The following is a 16,472-nucleotide window of genomic DNA, read 5'->3' on the forward strand; positions in this document are numbered from 1 at the left end:
TTCGGACGGCGGCCTATGGGGTGCACCGCGGGGGTGTACCGGGGCGAGCCGCCGTCCGGCTCTCACCTTCAGGGGAATAACCATGCGTGTTTGTCATCTTCGTCATGCAGTCGCAAGTGCGGCGGTTCTCGTGGTCGGCGGTCTCGCGGCGTTTTCGAGTCCGGCGGTGCAGGCGGCCGACACCGAGTTGAACGTCTATAACTGGTCCGACTACATCGCGAAGGACACGATTCCGAACTTCGAGAAGCAAAGCGGCGTCAAGGTCAAGTACGACAACTACGACAGCGACGACACGCTGCAAGCCAAGCTGCTTGCAGGCAGCTCGGGCTACGACATCGTGGTGCCCACGTCGAACTACATGGCCAAGCAGATTCAGGCGGGCGTCTACCAGAAGCTCGACAAATCGAAGATTCCGAATCTGGCGAACCTCGATCCCGTGCTGATGAAGATGATTGCCGACGCCGACCCGGGCAACCAGTACGGCGTGCCCTGGGCGTACGGCACCGACGGCGTGGGCTACAACGTGCAGGCCGTCAAGAAGGCGCTGGGCGACAACGCGCCCGTGGATAGCTGGTCCCTCGTGCTCGATCCGCAGTACCTCTCCAAGCTCAAGGGCTGCGGCGTGTCGTTCCTCGATCAGGCTGTAGACGTGTTCGCCGCCACGCTGCAATACATGCACAAAGATCCGAACAGCACGAACCCTGCGGACTACCAGGCAGCGTTCCAGGTGCTCAAGCAGGTTCGTCCGTACATCACGCAGTTCAACTCGTCGGGCTACATCAACGACCTCGTGAACAACGACGTTTGCGTGGCGCTGGGCTGGTCTGGCGACGTCGGCATCGCACGCCGCCGCGCTCAGGAAGCCAAGCGTTCGTATGAGGTCAAGTTCTCGAACCCGAAGGAAGGCGGTCTGCTGTGGTTCGACGTGATGGTGATTCCGAAAGACGCGCCGCATCCCGAAGCGGCCATGAAGTGGATCAACTACATCGAAGACCCGAAGGTCAACGCCGCGATCACGAACGAGGTGTTCTACCCCACCGCGAATCACGCGGCTCGCCAGTTCGTCGTGCCCGCCGTTGCACAGGACACCACGGTTTACCCGCCCGAAGACGTGTTGAAGAAGATGACGCTGATGCGGCCGATGCCGGCAGACATTCTGCGTCTTGAAAACCGTCTCTGGGCTCAGCTGAAGACCGGTCACTAACCCGACGCGCACCACCATCCACGTTTGCGGAAAAGGCGTCGCTCGACACCTCTTCCGCGCGAAGTCAGCAATCCGGCAGTTCGGCAGCGCGCGTGCGAACGCGCGCGGTCTCCCCGATTACCGCAGCAGTCCCCCCTGCGAATCGCCTTGCGCGCCTCGTGTGGGAGCACTCGCGCCTGCAATTGCGCAGGTTCAGCAAGGAAGGAATGGTTACATCATGAAATCGACGCCTTCAGTCAATGCCGCACAGATGGCGCGCCCGCCCGCGGCCGGGCAAGCGAAAACCGACGAGTTCGTCCGCATCGAAAACGTCGTCAAGAAATTCGGCGACAGCACCGCCGTGGACAACGTGAGCCTCAGCATCGCGAAAAACGAGCTGTTTGCACTGCTTGGCAGCTCCGGCTGCGGCAAGTCCACGCTGCTGCGCATGCTCGCGGGACTGGAGACGGCCACCTCCGGGCGCATCTTCGTGGACGGCGAAGACCTCGCCACGCTTCCGCCGTACCGCAGGCCCGTCAACATGATGTTCCAGTCGTACGCGCTCTTTCCGCACATGACGGTGGAAGCGAACGTCGCATTCGGCCTCAAGCAGGAAGGCGCGCCGAAGAACGAGATTCGCGACCGCGTGGCCGACGTGCTCAACCTCGTGCAGATGAGCCGCTACGCGCAGCGCAAGCCGCACCAGCTTTCCGGCGGTCAGCAGCAACGTGTGGCGCTGGCGCGCTCGCTCGTGAAGCGCCCCAAGCTGCTCCTGCTCGACGAACCGATGTCCGCGCTCGACAAGAAGATTCGCCAGAAGACGCAGCTGGAACTCGTGAACATCATCGAGAAGGTAGACGTGACCTGCGTGATGGTCACGCACGACCAGGAAGAAGCCATGACGATGGCGAGCCGCCTCGCCGTGATGAGCGAAGGCCGCATCGTGCAGATTGGTACGCCTAACCAGGTGTACGAGTTTCCGAACAGCCGCTTCTCCGCGGAGTTCATCGGCTCAACCAATCTCTTCGAAGGTGTGGTGGTGGAAGACGAGCCCGACCACATCTTCGTGGAAAGCGAAGACCTCGAAGCGCGCATGTATGTGAGTCACGGTGTGACCGGGCCGCTCGGCATGCCGGTGGGCATTTCGGTGCGTCCCGAACGTGTACGCGTGACGCGCGAGCGTCCCTCGGCACCGCACAACTGGGCGCGCGGCGTGGTGACGGATGTTGCGTACATGGGCAGCTATTCGCTGTACCACGTGCGCCTGCCGAGCGGCAAAGTCGTGGTCTCCAATCTCTCCAGCTCGCACCTCATGCAAGACGGTGCGCCCGACTACAACGACGACGTGTTCGTCTCCTGGTCGCCGGCTAGCGGCGTGGTGCTGACGCAATGAGAAACCCTGCCTCCCCTTCCTTGCCGGTGGTCAACGGCAGCACCGCGTCGGTACGCGCTACGCTTGCGCGCACACTTTCGCGTTTCGTTCCCTCCGGGCGCTCCACCGTAATCGGTGTGCCGTTCGTGTGGCTCGCGGTGTTCTTCGCGCTGCCGTTCGTGCTGGTGCTGAAGATCAGCTTCGCCGACCAGATGATGAGCATTCCGCCCTACACGGCCTTGATGAGCGTGAAGGACGGCATGGTGCACTTCGCACTGCAGCTCGGGCACTACGCGTTCCTGTTGCAGGACAGTCTCTATATCGCCACCTACATCAGCTCGCTGAAGATGGCGGCGGTATCCACGCTGCTGTGCCTTCTCATCGGCTACCCCATTTCGTACTACATCGCGCGCTCGGCCCCGGGCACGCGCAACATTCTGATGATGGGCGTGATGCTGCCGTTCTGGACGTCGTTCCTGATTCGCGTCTACGCCTGGATCGGCATCCTGAAAGACGACGGGCTGCTCAACCACGCGCTCATGGCCATCGGCCTCATCCACAACCCGCTGCGGCTCTATCACAGCGACGCGGGTGTCTATATCGGCATGGTGTATTCGTATCTGCCGTTCATGGTGATGCCGCTTTACGCGCACCTCGTGAAGATGGACCTCACGCTGCTGGAAGCGGCCTACGACCTGGGCGCGAAGCCGTGGGTCGCGTTCACGCGCATCACGTTGCCGCTTTCGAAGAACGGCATCATCGCGGGCAGCCTGCTCGTGTTCATTCCCGCCGTGGGCGAGTACGTGATTCCCGAACTGCTGGGCGGCGCCGACACGTTGATGCTGGGCCGCGTGATGTGGGACGAGTTCTTCAACAACATGGACTGGCCCATGGCTTCCGCGGTAACGGTCGCAATGGTCATGCTGCTGCTCGTGCCGATGGCCGTCTTTCAGTATTACCAGGTCAAAGAACTGGGGGACGCGAAATGATCAAGCCCAACAAGCCGCTTTCCGTGAGCGTGCTCGCGCTCGGTTTTCTGTTTCTGTACATCCCGATCATCAGCCTCGTTGTCTACTCGTTCAACGAATCGAAGCTCGTGACGGTGTGGTCCGGCTTCTCGTTCAAGTGGTACGCGGCACTGCTTCAGGATGACGAACTACTTTCCGCCGCGTGGCTCTCGCTGAAGATTGGTCTGATGACGGCCTTCGCATCGGTGGTGATCGGCACGTGGGCCGGGTTCGTGCTGGCGCGCTTCGGGCGCTTTCGCGGCTTCACGCTGTACACCGCGATGATCAACGCTCCGCTCGTGATTCCCGAAGTGATTCAGGGCATCTCGCTGCTGCTGCTCTTCGTGGCGATGGAGCAAATCTTGGGCTGGCCCAAGGGACGCGGCGTCTTCACGATGTGGATTGGTCACGTCATGCTGTGCGTTTCGTATGTCGCCATCATCGTGCAGTCGCGCGTGAAGGAACTCAACAAGTCGCTGGAAGAAGCCGCGCTCGATCTGGGCGCCACGCCGCTCAAGGTGTTCTTCGTGATCACCTTGCCGCTGATCTCGCAGGCATTGATCTCGGGCTGGCTGCTTTCGTTCACCCTTTCCATCGACGACCTCGTGCTCTCCGCGTTCCTCTCCGGGCCCGGCTCCACCACGCTGCCGCTCGTGGTGTTCTCGCGCGTGCGTCTTGGTTTGAACCCCGAAATGAACGCGCTCGCCACGCTCTTCATCACGGCCGTGACGATCGGCGTCATCGTCGTGAACCAGTTCATGGTGGCACGTGACCGACGACGCCTGCGCGACATGCAGATGGCTTTTGCGCAGCCCTCGCCCTCGGACCCTTCCGACACCGATTCGCCGCAACCCCGAACCGCCGCCGCGCGCAAGACGCTCGGCACGGCCTGAAGCAGACGCCGCACGCATTGAAGCCGAAGTTATCCGCGATACGACCGACGATAAGGAGAATCTAGATGAGAAAGAAGCTAATCTGTCTGCTCGTGGCCGGGGCGTTGCCCGGTATTGCGCTCGCAGACTCCACAAGCGCACAGATCAGGGCCCTGCAGGCGCAGTTGAACGCGCTGCAAAAGGAAGTGAAGGACCTGAAGTCGCAACTGGCCACGAAGCCGACGGCTAGCGCGGCAACTGCGGCCGCGCCCGCGCCGGTCGATATCTCGTCGCCGGACTATGGCAAGGCTCGCGCCACGCTGACGAACGACGAAGTGACGGAGATGAAGCAGCAGATCGCGAACCAGCAGCTCAAGGTGGATTCGCTCACCGACGCTGCAAATACGGGGCCGATCGCGGGTCTTTCCGTCACGGGCTACATCGACCCGACTTACGTGTATAACCGCGCGCCGGGCACGTCTTCGTTCCTGTTCGCGAATCACGAGAGCGCCTACAACTACTTCAACAGCACGTTCGGCGACCTCTATCTCGACATCAAGAAGACCTTTGGCGTAGGCCCGATGGCGCCGTCCGCCGAAATCACCTTGATGCCGAACCGCGGCAACGGCATCACGCTGCTCACCAACGAGCACGGCAACATCGGCAACAACATCCTGAACACCGCGGTGGTGAACGTGCCGCTCACGGCGACCACGACGCTCGTGGCGGGCTTGATTCCGAGCTTTGGCGGCTACGAAGTGCAGCAGTCGAACCAGATGCTCACGCTCACGCACAACCTGCTGTATGACTTCTCGGATCCGGGCAGCTATATCGGTATCGGTGCGAACTACACGTCGGGCAACTGGGCATGGAAGTTCTTCCTCGGCAACGAGCAGTACCGCACGTATGGCTCGGTCACGCAGACGGGCACGAATGCGTTCGGCGATCCGATCACCACCAGCAACAAGATTCCGACCTTCACGGCGCGTGCGGATTACACGTGGTCGAGCGCGCTGGATATCGGCGGGTCGTTCAATGTCGGGCGGCAAACGCTTTCGAGCGCGACGAATGCGGCGGGTCAGGTGGTGTTCGGCCCAGGCGGTCAGGCAACGAATTCGGCCGGCTACTACGTCTTCGGCGAACTCGACGCAACCTACACGCTCGCAGACGTTCAGTACAACGCCGAAGTCGACTACGGTCAGCAGCAACGCGCCGCGTTCAACGGCGGCAACGCGCAGTGGTATGGCCTGTCGCTCCTCGCGCACCGCAAGTTCAACGTGCCGGGCCTGGGACGCATGGGTGCCACGGCGCGTTACGACCTGCTCGTGGATAGCAAGAACGGCGGCGGCGGCGGCGGCATCGTGCTGGGCGGCAACGGCATGGACAGCGCCAACGGCTTCGGCATCGGCGCAGACTGCCTGGCGGCGTCGCAGGCCAACGGCGGCCTCGGCTTCGAGTGCAAGGGCGCGAACCGTCAGGACGTAGCGCTGGACCTGCTGTTCTACCCGACCCAGCAAATCACGGTGAAGGTCGAATATCGCCACGACTGGGCCAACAAGAACGTGTTCCTGCGCAACGACGGTTCGTACACGAAGAGCAACGACCTGATCGCCACGCAGTTCATCTACTCGTTCTAACGTCTTGCGTTGTAGTTTGACCTGTAGCTGAATCGCGGCGCCGCACTTTTGCGGCGCCGCGTCCTCTTTCGCATCGTCCCTCATGCTCCCATTCTGCAATCAGCCTCACGTCGCGTCGTATTACGCGGCCACCGTCAACGACACCACGCGCTATCCCTCGCTCGAAGGCTCCATCGACGCCGACGTTTGCGTGATCGGCGCCGGCCTCACGGGCGTATCCGCTGCGCTCAATCTTGCCGAACGCGGCTATTCCGTGGCCGTGCTGGAAGCGTCGAAAGTCGGATGGGCCGCGAGCGGGCGCAACGGCGGGCAAATGATTGGCGGCTTTGCCTGCGATATCGACACGTTCGCGCAATACATGAACGAAGGCGAAGTGCGGCAGATCTGGGACATGGGGCTCGAAACGCTCGCCATCGTGAAAGAGCGCGTCGCGAAGCACAACATAGATTGCGCACTGATGCCGGGCTACCTCACCGCCGCCAACAAGCCGCGCGATGTGCTCGCTTTGCAGCACTGGCGCGACGAAGCGGCCCGACGCTTCGGCTACGAGGGTTTTCGTTACGTCGAAGGCAGCGAGATGGGCACGTATGTGCAGTCTTCGCGCTACCTGGGCGGCCTGTTCGATCCCGACAGCGGCCACCTGCATCCGCTCAATTACACGTTGGGCCTTGCACGCGCGGCCGCGCAAAACGGTGCACGCATTTACGAAGACAGCTGCGTCACGCGACTTGTCAGCGCGAACGGCGGGCATGTGGTGGAAACCGCACGGGGCTCGGTTCGCGCGAAATTTGTCGTGCTCGCATGCAACACCTACCTCGGTGCGCTTGCGCCCGACGTGGCACGCAAGATCATGCCCGTAGGCACGTACGTGATCGCAACGGAACCGCTCGGCGAGGCCCGCGCCCAGGCGCTGATGCCCGCACAGGCCGCGGTGTGCGACAGCCGCTTCGTGCTCGATTACTTCCGCCCCGCGCCGGACACGCGGCTGCTGTGGGGCGGCAAGGTGAGCTATTCCACGCTCGCACCGCGCAACCTGGGCGAAGCGATGCGCCGCGATATGCTCAAAACTTTTCCGCAACTGGCCGATGTGAAGATCGATTACGCGTGGGGCGGCTTCGTGGATATCACGATGAATCGCGCGCCGCACTTCGGGCGCATTGCGCCCACGGTCTATTTCGCGCAAGGCTTTTCGGGCCACGGCGTGAACACGACAGGGCTTGCCGGCAAGCTGATTGCGGAAGCTATCGACGGACAGGCAAGCCGTTTCGATCTGTTCGGCAAGATTCGCCACCGCGACTTTCCGGGCGGCAGCGCGCTGCGCACGCCGGCCCTCGTACTCGCGATGGCCTGGTATCGAATGAAGGATTTGCTCGGATGACCTCAAGCCTCGACTCGCGCGCCAACGCGCTCGCGAGAAACTCCTGGTACGAAGCGAGCGTGCCGCGCGGTGCCGACGACCCCATGCTCGAAGGCACCGTGGATGCCGACGTGTGCGTGATCGGCGCGGGCTACGCGGGGCTTTCCGTTGCACTCGAATGTCGCGAGCGCGGCCTCACGGTGGCCGTGGTTGACGCGCATCGCGCGGGCTGGGGTGCGTCGGGCCGCAACGGCGGGCAAATGCTGACCGGCTTCGCGAAAGACGAAGTGATGGAACAGCAGTTGGGCGCCGACGGCATGCGCGCGGCGTGGGCGATGTCGGTGGAAGGCGTGGCGCTGGTGCGCGAGCGCATTGAACGCTATGGCATCGAATGCGAGTTCACGCCGGGCTACGTGACCGTTGCGACGAAATCCAAACGCGTGCCGGATCTGCGCCACTGGATGGATGCGGCCACCACGCGCTGGGGCTACAGCGGGCTACAGTGGCTCGACAGCAACCAGGTGCAGAGGTACGTTTCGTCGCCGCGCTACCTCGCAGGCGTCTACGATTCCTTCTCCGGGCATCTGCATCCGCTCAAGTATTGCCTGGGCCTCGCCGCCGCAGCGAGACGCGAAGGCGCGATGCTGTTCGCTCAATCGCCCGTGCTCGACGTGGTACGCGGCGCGAAGCCTGTGGTGCGCACCGCAACGGGCGAAGTGCGCTGCCGCTTCGTGGTGGCGTGCTGCAACGCGGCACCTGGCGGTGTGCTGCCGGCGCCCATCGCGGCACGCATTGCGCCGGTCGCGTCGTACATCGTCGCCACGGAACCGCTCGGCAAAGCCCGCGCCGATGCATTGATCCCCAGCCGCGCGGCCATTTGCGACAACAACTTCTTTCTCGATTACTTCAGGCTCTCGGCAGATCACCGCCTGCTGTTCGGCGGCCGTGCGAGTTCCGCTGCCGCGTCGCCCACGCAACTGGCCGAGACAATTCGCAAACGCATGGTGGGTGTGTTCCCGTCGCTCGACGACACGAAGGTGCAACACACGTGGGGCGGTTTCGTCGACGTCACGCGCAACCGTGCACCGGACTTCGGCGCCATCGATCCAAATTACTTCTACGTGCAGGGCTTTTCAGGGCACGGCGTGGCGCTCACGGGTATTGCGGGGCGTATCGTCACGCAAGCCATCGTCGGGCAGCGCGCCGCGTTCGATCTGTTCGCGCAGATCAAACACGCGCGCTTTCCAGGCGGGCCAGCATGGCGACAGCCGGCGCTCGAACTCGGCATGTTGTATTACCGGGTGAGGGAATGGTTGTAGAGCGGTGAAGCGGCTGCTTCGGCAGCAGCCGTGCTGTTGCTCCTCACGCAGCAGCACCGCAACACAACTGCACAGCGTGCAGCAGCGCCGCAGCCGTTTATGCGCGAGTCGGCGGCCGGATCAAGCGGCCTGTCGCGCGCCACGCCTCGCGCGAAGGCGCAAAACGCGCGGCATGGCATAGCCAGTGCTAGAAGAGCGGACCCGCAGGTACATCGCCTGCCTCACCTCTTCACCTGACCGGCTCGCCTATGAACCAGCTCACTCAACCTGCGCCTTTTCCCGCCACGTCCGCCGTCGACTACGAACAGCTCGCCGTCCGTTTTCGCCCCATCTTCAAACGAATCGCCGAAGGCGCCCTTCAGCGCGAACGCACACGCGCGCTGCCGTACGAGCAGATCGGCTGGCTGAAGGCTGCCGGTTTCGGCGCCGTGCGCGTGCCGCTCGAATACGGCGGTGGCGGTGCTTCGCTGCCGCAACTCACTCGCTTGCTGATCGAACTGGCCGAAGCGGATTCCGCGCTGCCGCAGGCGCTACGCGGCCATTTCGCGTTCGTCGAAGACCGCTTGAATGCCGCGCCTGGCGCGAGCCGCGACGCATGGCTCGAACGCTTCGTGGCGGGCAACCTCGTCGGCAACGCGTGGACCGAAGTGGGCGACGTGAAGATTGGCGACGTCGTCACACGTGTGTCGCGTGACGGGGACCGCTGGGTAGTCAACGGCCGCAAGTACTACAGCACAGGCAGCATCTTCGCGGACTGGATCGACGTCTATGCGCGCCGCGAAGACGGCCTCGACGTGATTGCGGCCGTGAGCACACATCAGCCCGGCGTGGGACACCGCGACGACTGGGACGGCTTCGGCCAGCGCACCACGGGCAGCGGCACGTCGACCTTCGAAAACGCCGTGGTGGAAGAGGCGAACATCATCGACTTTTCCACGCGCTTCAAATATCAGACGGCGTTCTATCAGCTCGTGCTGATTGCGGTGGTTGCCGGCACGGGGCGCGCCATCGTACGCGACGTGGCCGAGGAGGTTCGCAACCGCAAACGCGTCTATAGCCACGGCAATGCGCTCGCCGTGCGCGATGACGCCCAGGTGCAGCAGGTGGTGGGCGAGATCACCGCGCGCGTCTACGCGGCCGAAGCCACCGCATGGCGCGCGGCGGAAGCGGTGCAGCGCGCCTACGATACGCACTTCGGCGAAGACCGCAAGGCCGAGCACGACGCCAACGTCCACGCAGAACTGGAGACGGCGAAAGCGCAAATCGCGGTGGCGCAACTGATACTGCCTGCGGCAACGGACCTGTTCAACGCGCTCGGTGCGTCGGGCACGAGCGAGCAGAAGCTGCTCGACCGCCACTGGCGCAACGCACGCACGGCGGCGTCGCACAATCCGCTCATCTACAAGGAGCGGATCGTAGGTGACTGGGAGATCAACGGCACAGAGCCGCCCTATGTCTGGCAGATCGGCGCAGGCAAGAACGCGCAAAGCAAGCGCACTGCCGATTGAGACTGACGTGCACGCGGCGCATGTTGTTGCCGCGTGTTACTTCAACGCATCGATCTCTCGCGCACGAATGAGCCGCGCGCGCAGCACGTTGCGGCTGATGCCGAGCAGTCGCGCCGCCTGCACCTGATTCCGATGGCAGTAATCGAACGCCACGCGCATCACCATGTTCTCGATCCGTTCAAACAGCCCGTCGTGGCCTTCTTCGAGAAGCACACGTAACGCGGCCTCCAACACACGTTCGGTGTTCGCCGCCCGCTCAGGTTCGCGTTCCGGCGCAATGCAACGCACGCGTTGCACGTCGAGCGAGGACAGCGGCAAATCCGCTTCGCCCAGCCTGTCGCGTGGGCAAACCAGCAGCGCATGATGGACCACGTTTTCGAGTTCACGAATATTGCCGGGCCAACTGTACGCACTGAGCTTGCGTTGCGCCGCTTCGTCCAGGTCGCGCGCGCCGTGCCCGATCCGCTCGCGATAGGTCCGCATGAAATGATGGGCGAGCGGAAGAATGTCGCCGGGCCGCTCACGCAACGCAGGCACCGCAAGCTGAACGACGTTGAGGCGATAGTAGAGGTCCTCGCGAAAGCGACCCGCCACCACCGCGTCGCGAAGATGTACGTTGGTGGCCGCCACCACCCGCACGTCGACGGGAATGCTCCTGCGCGCACCCAGCCGCACGACTTCGCGCTCCTGCAGCACGCGCAGCAATTTCACCTGCATGGGCAGCGGCAGGTCCCCAATCTCGTCGAGAAACAGCGTACCGCCCTGTGCCGCTTCGAACCACCCGGGCTTCGCAGAAAGTGCGCCGGTGAATGCACCCTTCTCATGACCGAACAACTCGCTTTCCACGAGCGATTCGGAGAGCGCCCCGCAATTCACCGCAATAAACGGCGCATCGCGCCGATGGCTCAGATGATGCACGTGACGTGCAACGAGTTCCTTGCCTGTACCTGTCTCGCCCATGATCAGCACATTCGCATCACTTGGCGCGACGAGCTGGATGCGCTCCAGCAACGCGAGCGAGCGCGGATCGGCGAACACCTGTGCAGTAGCACGCGGCGATGCGGCGGCAGGGCTCGCATATGTGGAGCGCCTGTCGGGCATCGCGATGACTGAAGGTGAGGTATGAGGCGCAGCTTCGTGCCGGCGGTGTGCAAGGTAGTGGACGGACGGATTCATGGCCTGGGTCTGTCGTCTATCGAAGGTGCATGGGCCGCTGCGTTGCTTTCATCGCACGCGTGCATGTCGGGCAGGTCATTCTGAACAAATCGCGGCGTCGGCAAGCGATTTTGTTTCCATAACCAAAGTCGGATTGCTGCTATGGCAGCACCGGCCGACGCTTCGAACGGGGCACGAGGTTGTTACACGGTGCATCTCGCTGCGGTAAACACCACTTAACGGCGTAGCAGCAGCGCTGCTCCTGGCGCAGCAGCCATGCAGCGGCGCTGCTCGCCTGCGTTCATCACGCAGCCGCATAACGAATCCGCGGTGCGCGATATAGACGGCGTTTCGGCTTGCACGCCTTGTCCAGCGGCTCGGCAACCCCCATGCGAACGCGGCCCGTCCGTCGCTTTCACGTTGGCATGCTCCTCGCATAGTGATCCTGACGAACCATCACTGTCTTGCGACAAGGACGCAGCCGTATGAGCAGAAAACTGAAAATCGTCGGGGTATCGGGCAGCGTGCGCCGGCCGTCGCGCACCCATGTGCTCGTGGAGCATCTGGTGACGACGCTTGCGGCGAGCCTTGCTGCGGACACTCATCTCGTGGAGCTTGGCGAGATTGCGCCCCAGCTTGCCGCCTCATTGGATCGCGACCGGCTGACGCCGGACGTGCGCGCCCATATCGACGCCATCGAATCCGCCGATCTGCTCGTTGTGGGCAGCCCCGTGTATCGCGCCTCGTTTACAGGGCTCTTCAAGCACCTGTTCGACCTCGTGCATCACGAAGCGTTGTTCGATGTACCCGTGCTGCTCGCCGCAACCGGCGGCAGCGAGCGGCACGCGCTCGTGATCGACCATCAGTTGCGCCCGCTCTTCAGCTTCTTCCAGGCACACACGTTGCCCATTGGCGTCTATGCGTCCGAACGTGATTTCGATCACTACGCCATTGCCAGCGATTCACTGCGCGACCGCCTCGCACTGGCTGTTTCGCGAGCATTGCCGTTCGTACAGCAGCGGTCTTCGCTATCCAGTGCAGATTCCTTCTCTACGCCCTCACCTGCGCACGCTGTTACGGCCGCTGCGTGAATTCCGATCCATTTGCCTTCACGAGGATTTTCCGATGACCGATACCGTTTCCCGCGACGACGCCGTGAAATTCGCCTACTGGGTGCCCAACGTGAGCGGCGGCCTGGTTGTGAGCACGATCCCGCAACGCACCGACTGGAGCCTCGAATACAACCAGAAGCTCGCACGCGTGGCCGAAGATGCCGGCTTCGAATACGCACTGAGCCAGATCCGCTTCACGGCAGGCTACGGCGCCGAATACCAGCACGAATCCGTGTCGTTCAGCCAGGCGCTGTTGCACGCCACGACGAAGCTCAAGGTGCTTGCCGCCATCCTGCCTGGGCCGTGGCATCCGGCCGTGGTCGCCAAGCAGATTGCCACCATCGACCACATCTCGAACGGGCGCATTGCGATCAACGTGGTAAGCGGCTGGTTCAAGGGCGAGTTCACGGCGATCGGCGAACCGTGGCTTGAACACGACGAACGGTATCGGCGGTCGAACGAATTCATTCGTGCCTTGAAGGGCATCTGGACGCAAGACCGCTTCACGTTCAAAGGCGATTTCTATCGCTTCAACGAATACACGTTGAGCCCCAAGCCTGTTCAGAAGCCGCATCCCGAAATCTTCCAGGGCGGCAGCTCGCGTGCCGCTCGCGACAACGCAGCAAGCGTTTCGGATTGGTATTTCACCAACGGCAATACGGTGGAAAACCTGAAGACCCAGATCGACGACATTCAAAGCAAGGCCGCAAAGAACGGTCACACGGTGCGCATTGGCGTGAATGCCTTCGTCATCGCGCGCGATACGGAAGAAGAAGCGAAGGCCGTGCTCGACGACATCATCCGGCATGCGCACGTGGAAGCCGTGCATGCATTCGGCGATGCGGTGAAGGAGGCAGGCAAGGCGTCGCCCGAGGGCGAAGGCAACTGGGCGAAGTCCACCTTCGAAGACCTCGTGCAGTACAACGACGGCTTCCGCACGAATCTGATCGGCACGCCGCAGCAGATTGCCGAACGCATCGTGGAACTCAAGTCAGTAGGCGTCGATCTTGTGCTTGCCGGTTTCCTGCACTTCATCGAGGAAGTGGAGTATTTCGGGAAGAAGGTCTTGCCGCTCGTGCGTGAGCTTGAAGCGGCACGCGAGGCAAAGGCGGCATGAACGTGGTGCCCTCATCCGCTGCGGGAAGCGTGGCCGCGACACATGCCGCGGACGTCCCGCTGCTTTCGCTCGAGAACATTTCGCTGTCGTTCGATGGCGTGCAGGCCATTGCCGACTTGAGTTTCGATGTGGAGGCCGGCGCCATCTGCTCGCTGATCGGCCCGAACGGTGCGGGCAAGAGTTCGCTGCTGAACGTCATCAACGGCGTGTATGCACCGCAGCGCGGCACGATCCGCTTCGCGGGCCACGCGTATGCGCGGATGAACGCCTACCACGCGGCACACACCGGCATCGCGCGAACGTTCCAGAACATCGCGCTCTTTCGGCGGATGAGCGTGCTCGACAACGTACTGACGGGGCGCAGCTTGCACCGGCACAGCACGTGGATCGAGCAGACCTTCGGCGTAGGCCGCGCGCGGCGCGATGAAGTGCAGCAACGCGAGCACGCGGATAACGTGATCGACGCACTCGATCTCGCCCGTTATCGCAGCACGCCGGTCGGCACGCTGTCGTATGGCTTACAAAAACGCGTGGAACTGGCACGGGCACTCGCCGCCGAGCCTCGGCTCTTGCTGCTCGACGAACCGATGGCCGGCATGAATGCCGCAGAAAAAGCCGAGATGGCGCGTTTCATCGCCGATGCAAACGCGCGGCTCGGCGTGACAGTCGTGCTGATCGAGCACGACATCGGCCTGGTGATGGACATTTCCAGCCACGTCGTAGTGCTCGATTACGGCAAGAAGATCGCCGACGGCACGCCCGCCGAGGTGCGTGCGAACCCGGCTGTGCTCGCCGCCTATCTCGGCACGCGCCACTGACCCATGGATTGAACCGATGGATTTCTTTTTCGAAGTGCTGGCCGGCGGCCTGCTTGCCGGCGTCATGTATTCGCTCGTGGCGATCGGTTTCGTGCTGATCTACAAGGCTTCGGGCGTCTTCAACTATGCGCAGGGTGCGCTGGTACTGTTCGGCGCACTCACGTTCGTGAGCCTCGTCGAGCGGCACATTGCGCCGTGGCTCGCATTCGCCATCACGCTTGCGGCGCTTGTCGCCATCGCACTCGCGGTAGGGCGGTTCGTGTTGCGGCCGCTCGTGAACCGTGCGCCCATCGTGCTCTTCATGGCGACGCTCGGCTTGAGCTTCATTCTCGAAGGCGCGGCGCAACTCGTGTGGGGCGCACAGGTACATGGTCTCGACATCGGAATCGACGACAAGCCGCTCGCGCTCGCGGGCGTGATGGTCAGCCAGCTCGATCTATTTGCCGCCGCAACGGCCGGCGTGCTCGTCACCGTGCTCGCGCTGCTCGCGCGATATACGCGCTTCGGCCTTTCGCTGCGCGCCGTGGCCGACGACCCGCTTGCCGCGCTCGCCGTCGGCATACGGTTGCCGCGCGTGTGGGCTGTCGTCTGGGCACTGGCCGGCTTCGCGAGCCTCGTGGCCGGGCTATTGTGGGGCGCGCGGCTCGGCGTGCAGTTCTCGCTGTCGCTCGTCGTGCTCAAGGCGCTTCCGGTGCTGATCATTGGCGGCTTTTCGTCGATCGTGGGAGCGATTGTGGGCGGCCTCATCGTAGGCGGTACCGAAAAACTCGCCGAGGTGTACGTCGGCGCATGGGTAGGCGGCGGCATCGAGAACTGGTTCCCCTACGTTCTCGCGATGCTGTGCCTGCTGGTGCGGCCTGTGGGGCTCTTTGGCGAGCCCGCCGTCGAACGCGTGTGAGGCCCGCCATGTCCACTCGCCTTGCTCCTTCTCCCCCCTCCATCTCCGAATTGCGCGGCCAGCGCGTATGGACGCTTGTTGCAAGCGTCGCCGTCGCGGCCGTTCTATTTGGCGTGGTGCCCGCGTTTGCGAGCGAGTACTGGTTGACCGCCGTGCTCACGCCATTCCTCGTGCTCTCAGCCGCGGCGCTCGGCCTCAATCTCGTCACAGGCTACGCCGGGCAACTCTCGCTCGGCTCGGCCGCGTTCATGGCCGTGGGCGCCTACGCCACCTACAACCTGATCGTGCGCGTGCCATGGCTGCCCTTGCCGGCGGCACTCCTTGGCGGCGGGCTCATCACCGCTGCCGTTGGCGCGCTGTTCGGCCTGCCCGCATTGCGCATCAAGGGCTTCTATCTGATCGTCTCGACACTCGCAGCGCAGTTCTTCGTGGAATGGCTGTTCACGAAAGTCAGCTGGTTTTCGAACGACGATACGTCGGGCGTGCTCTCGGCGCCAAGACTTGCCATCGGCACCTGGCAGATCGATACGCCCGTGTCCCGCTACCTCTTCGTGTTGGGCACGGTGTTGCTGCTGTTCGCGTTTGGCGCGCGTCTCGTGCGCAGTGAATTGGGTAGGCGCTGGATGGCCGTGCGCGACATGGACACCGCCGCAAGCGTGATCGGCATTCCGGTTGCGGCATCGCGCCTTTATGCATTCGCGCTCAGTTCGTTCGTGATCGGCATTGCCGGTGCGCTGTGGGCGTTCGTCTACCTCGGCACCGTGGAACCGCACGGCTTCGATCTGAACCTGTCGTTCCAGGTGCTGTTCATCGTGATTATCGGCGGCATGGGCAGTGTGGGCGGCAATCTGCTCGGCGCGGCCTTCATCGTGTTGCTGCCCATCCTGCTCTCCAATGCGGCGAGTGCACTGTCGCACGTTGGAATCGAAGCGGGTCAGCTGCAAAACCTGCAGAAAATCGTACTCGGCACGTTGATCATCGTCTTCCTCGTGCGAGAGCCCGAAGGACTCGCACGGCTGCTCCAAACCACCTTTCAACGGTTGCGGGCGCGTCACCTCGCCTGACCGGATCGAACAAGCTCTCTTTTACCTGCACCCTTCACACATCTCAAACTCGA

The 16,472-nt window shown here is 63.0% G+C and carries 14 protein-coding genes; 13 read left to right on the top strand and 1 reads right to left on the bottom strand.

Translation table 11 applies throughout. From position 1 onward, the window contains the following. The first annotated feature begins 82 nt into the window (after window positions 1–82). From P2869_RS30435 to P2869_RS30470, 8 genes are all read left to right on the top strand, one after another. A complete protein-coding gene (locus tag P2869_RS30435; protein ID WP_126875461.1) occupies window positions 83–1,204 on the top strand; it encodes a polyamine ABC transporter substrate-binding protein in 1,122 nt (373 codons plus the stop codon). Between the two features lie 217 nt (window positions 1,205–1,421). After that, a complete protein-coding gene (gene potA / locus P2869_RS30440; protein ID WP_017774051.1) occupies window positions 1,422–2,576 on the top strand; it encodes a polyamine ABC transporter ATP-binding protein in 1,155 nt (384 codons plus the stop codon). Further along, window positions 2,573–3,544: an ABC transporter permease subunit gene (locus P2869_RS30445; protein ID WP_026121291.1), complete on the top strand. Its 972-nt coding sequence runs from the start codon at window positions 2,573–2,575 to the stop codon at window positions 3,542–3,544. Before potA ends, P2869_RS30445 begins: the two co-directional genes overlap by 4 nt. Then, window positions 3,541–4,455, top strand: coding sequence for an ABC transporter permease subunit (locus P2869_RS30450; protein ID WP_277598938.1), 915 nt, complete (start codon window positions 3,541–3,543; stop codon window positions 4,453–4,455). The genes P2869_RS30445 and P2869_RS30450 overlap by 4 nt, the downstream gene beginning before the upstream one ends. Window positions 4,456–4,520: 65 nt before the next feature. Further along, complete coding sequence (locus tag P2869_RS30455) at window positions 4,521–6,071, top strand: DUF3138 family protein (protein ID WP_277598939.1); 1,551 nt, start codon at window positions 4,521–4,523, stop codon at window positions 6,069–6,071. Window positions 6,072–6,153: 82 nt separating this feature from the next. Then, complete coding sequence (locus tag P2869_RS30460) at window positions 6,154–7,449, top strand: FAD-binding oxidoreductase (RefSeq protein ID WP_277598940.1); 1,296 nt, start codon at window positions 6,154–6,156, stop codon at window positions 7,447–7,449. Next, a complete protein-coding gene (locus P2869_RS30465) occupies window positions 7,446–8,747 on the top strand; it encodes an FAD-dependent oxidoreductase (protein ID WP_277598941.1) in 1,302 nt (433 codons plus the stop codon). The genes P2869_RS30460 and P2869_RS30465 overlap by 4 nt, the downstream gene beginning before the upstream one ends. A gap of 248 nt (window positions 8,748–8,995) precedes the next feature. After that, a complete protein-coding gene (locus P2869_RS30470; RefSeq protein WP_277598942.1) occupies window positions 8,996–10,255 on the top strand; it encodes an acyl-CoA dehydrogenase family protein in 1,260 nt (419 codons plus the stop codon). Between the two features lie 36 nt (window positions 10,256–10,291). On the opposite strand, the gene P2869_RS30475 is transcribed toward P2869_RS30470, so the two are convergent. Beyond that, window positions 10,292–11,356: a sigma 54-interacting transcriptional regulator gene (locus tag P2869_RS30475; protein ID WP_277599879.1), complete on the bottom strand. Its 1,065-nt coding sequence runs from the start codon at window positions 11,354–11,356 to the stop codon at window positions 10,292–10,294. 539 nt (window positions 11,357–11,895) lie between these two features. On the opposite strand from P2869_RS30475, the gene msuE reads away from it, so the two are divergent. The 5 genes from msuE to P2869_RS30500 are packed head-to-tail and all read left to right on the top strand — an operon-like array spanning window position 11,896 to window position 16,419. Then, window positions 11,896–12,501: an FMN reductase gene (gene msuE, locus P2869_RS30480; protein ID WP_277598943.1), complete on the top strand. Its 606-nt coding sequence runs from the start codon at window positions 11,896–11,898 to the stop codon at window positions 12,499–12,501. Window positions 12,502–12,535: 34 nt separating this feature from the next. Next, window positions 12,536–13,639, top strand: a complete 1,104-nt coding sequence (gene sfnG, locus P2869_RS30485) for a dimethylsulfone monooxygenase SfnG (protein ID WP_017774061.1) — start codon at window positions 12,536–12,538, stop codon at window positions 13,637–13,639. Continuing rightward, a complete protein-coding gene (locus tag P2869_RS30490; RefSeq protein WP_277598944.1) occupies window positions 13,636–14,457 on the top strand; it encodes an ABC transporter ATP-binding protein in 822 nt (273 codons plus the stop codon). The genes sfnG and P2869_RS30490 overlap by 4 nt, the downstream gene beginning before the upstream one ends. A gap of 16 nt (window positions 14,458–14,473) precedes the next feature. Next, window positions 14,474–15,355 carry a branched-chain amino acid ABC transporter permease gene (locus P2869_RS30495; protein ID WP_277598945.1) on the top strand — a complete coding sequence of 294 codons (882 nt, stop codon included), beginning with the start codon at window positions 14,474–14,476 and terminating at the stop codon, window positions 15,353–15,355. 8 nt (window positions 15,356–15,363) lie between these two features. Further along, entirely contained in the window at window positions 15,364–16,419 is a 1,056-nt protein-coding gene (locus P2869_RS30500) for a branched-chain amino acid ABC transporter permease (RefSeq protein ID WP_277598946.1), read from the top strand. Window positions 16,420–16,472: the final 53 nt, after the last annotated feature.

Source organism: Paraburkholderia sp. SUR17 (assembly GCF_029536165.1).
Taxonomy (GTDB): domain Bacteria; phylum Pseudomonadota; class Gammaproteobacteria; order Burkholderiales; family Burkholderiaceae; genus Paraburkholderia; species Paraburkholderia kururiensis.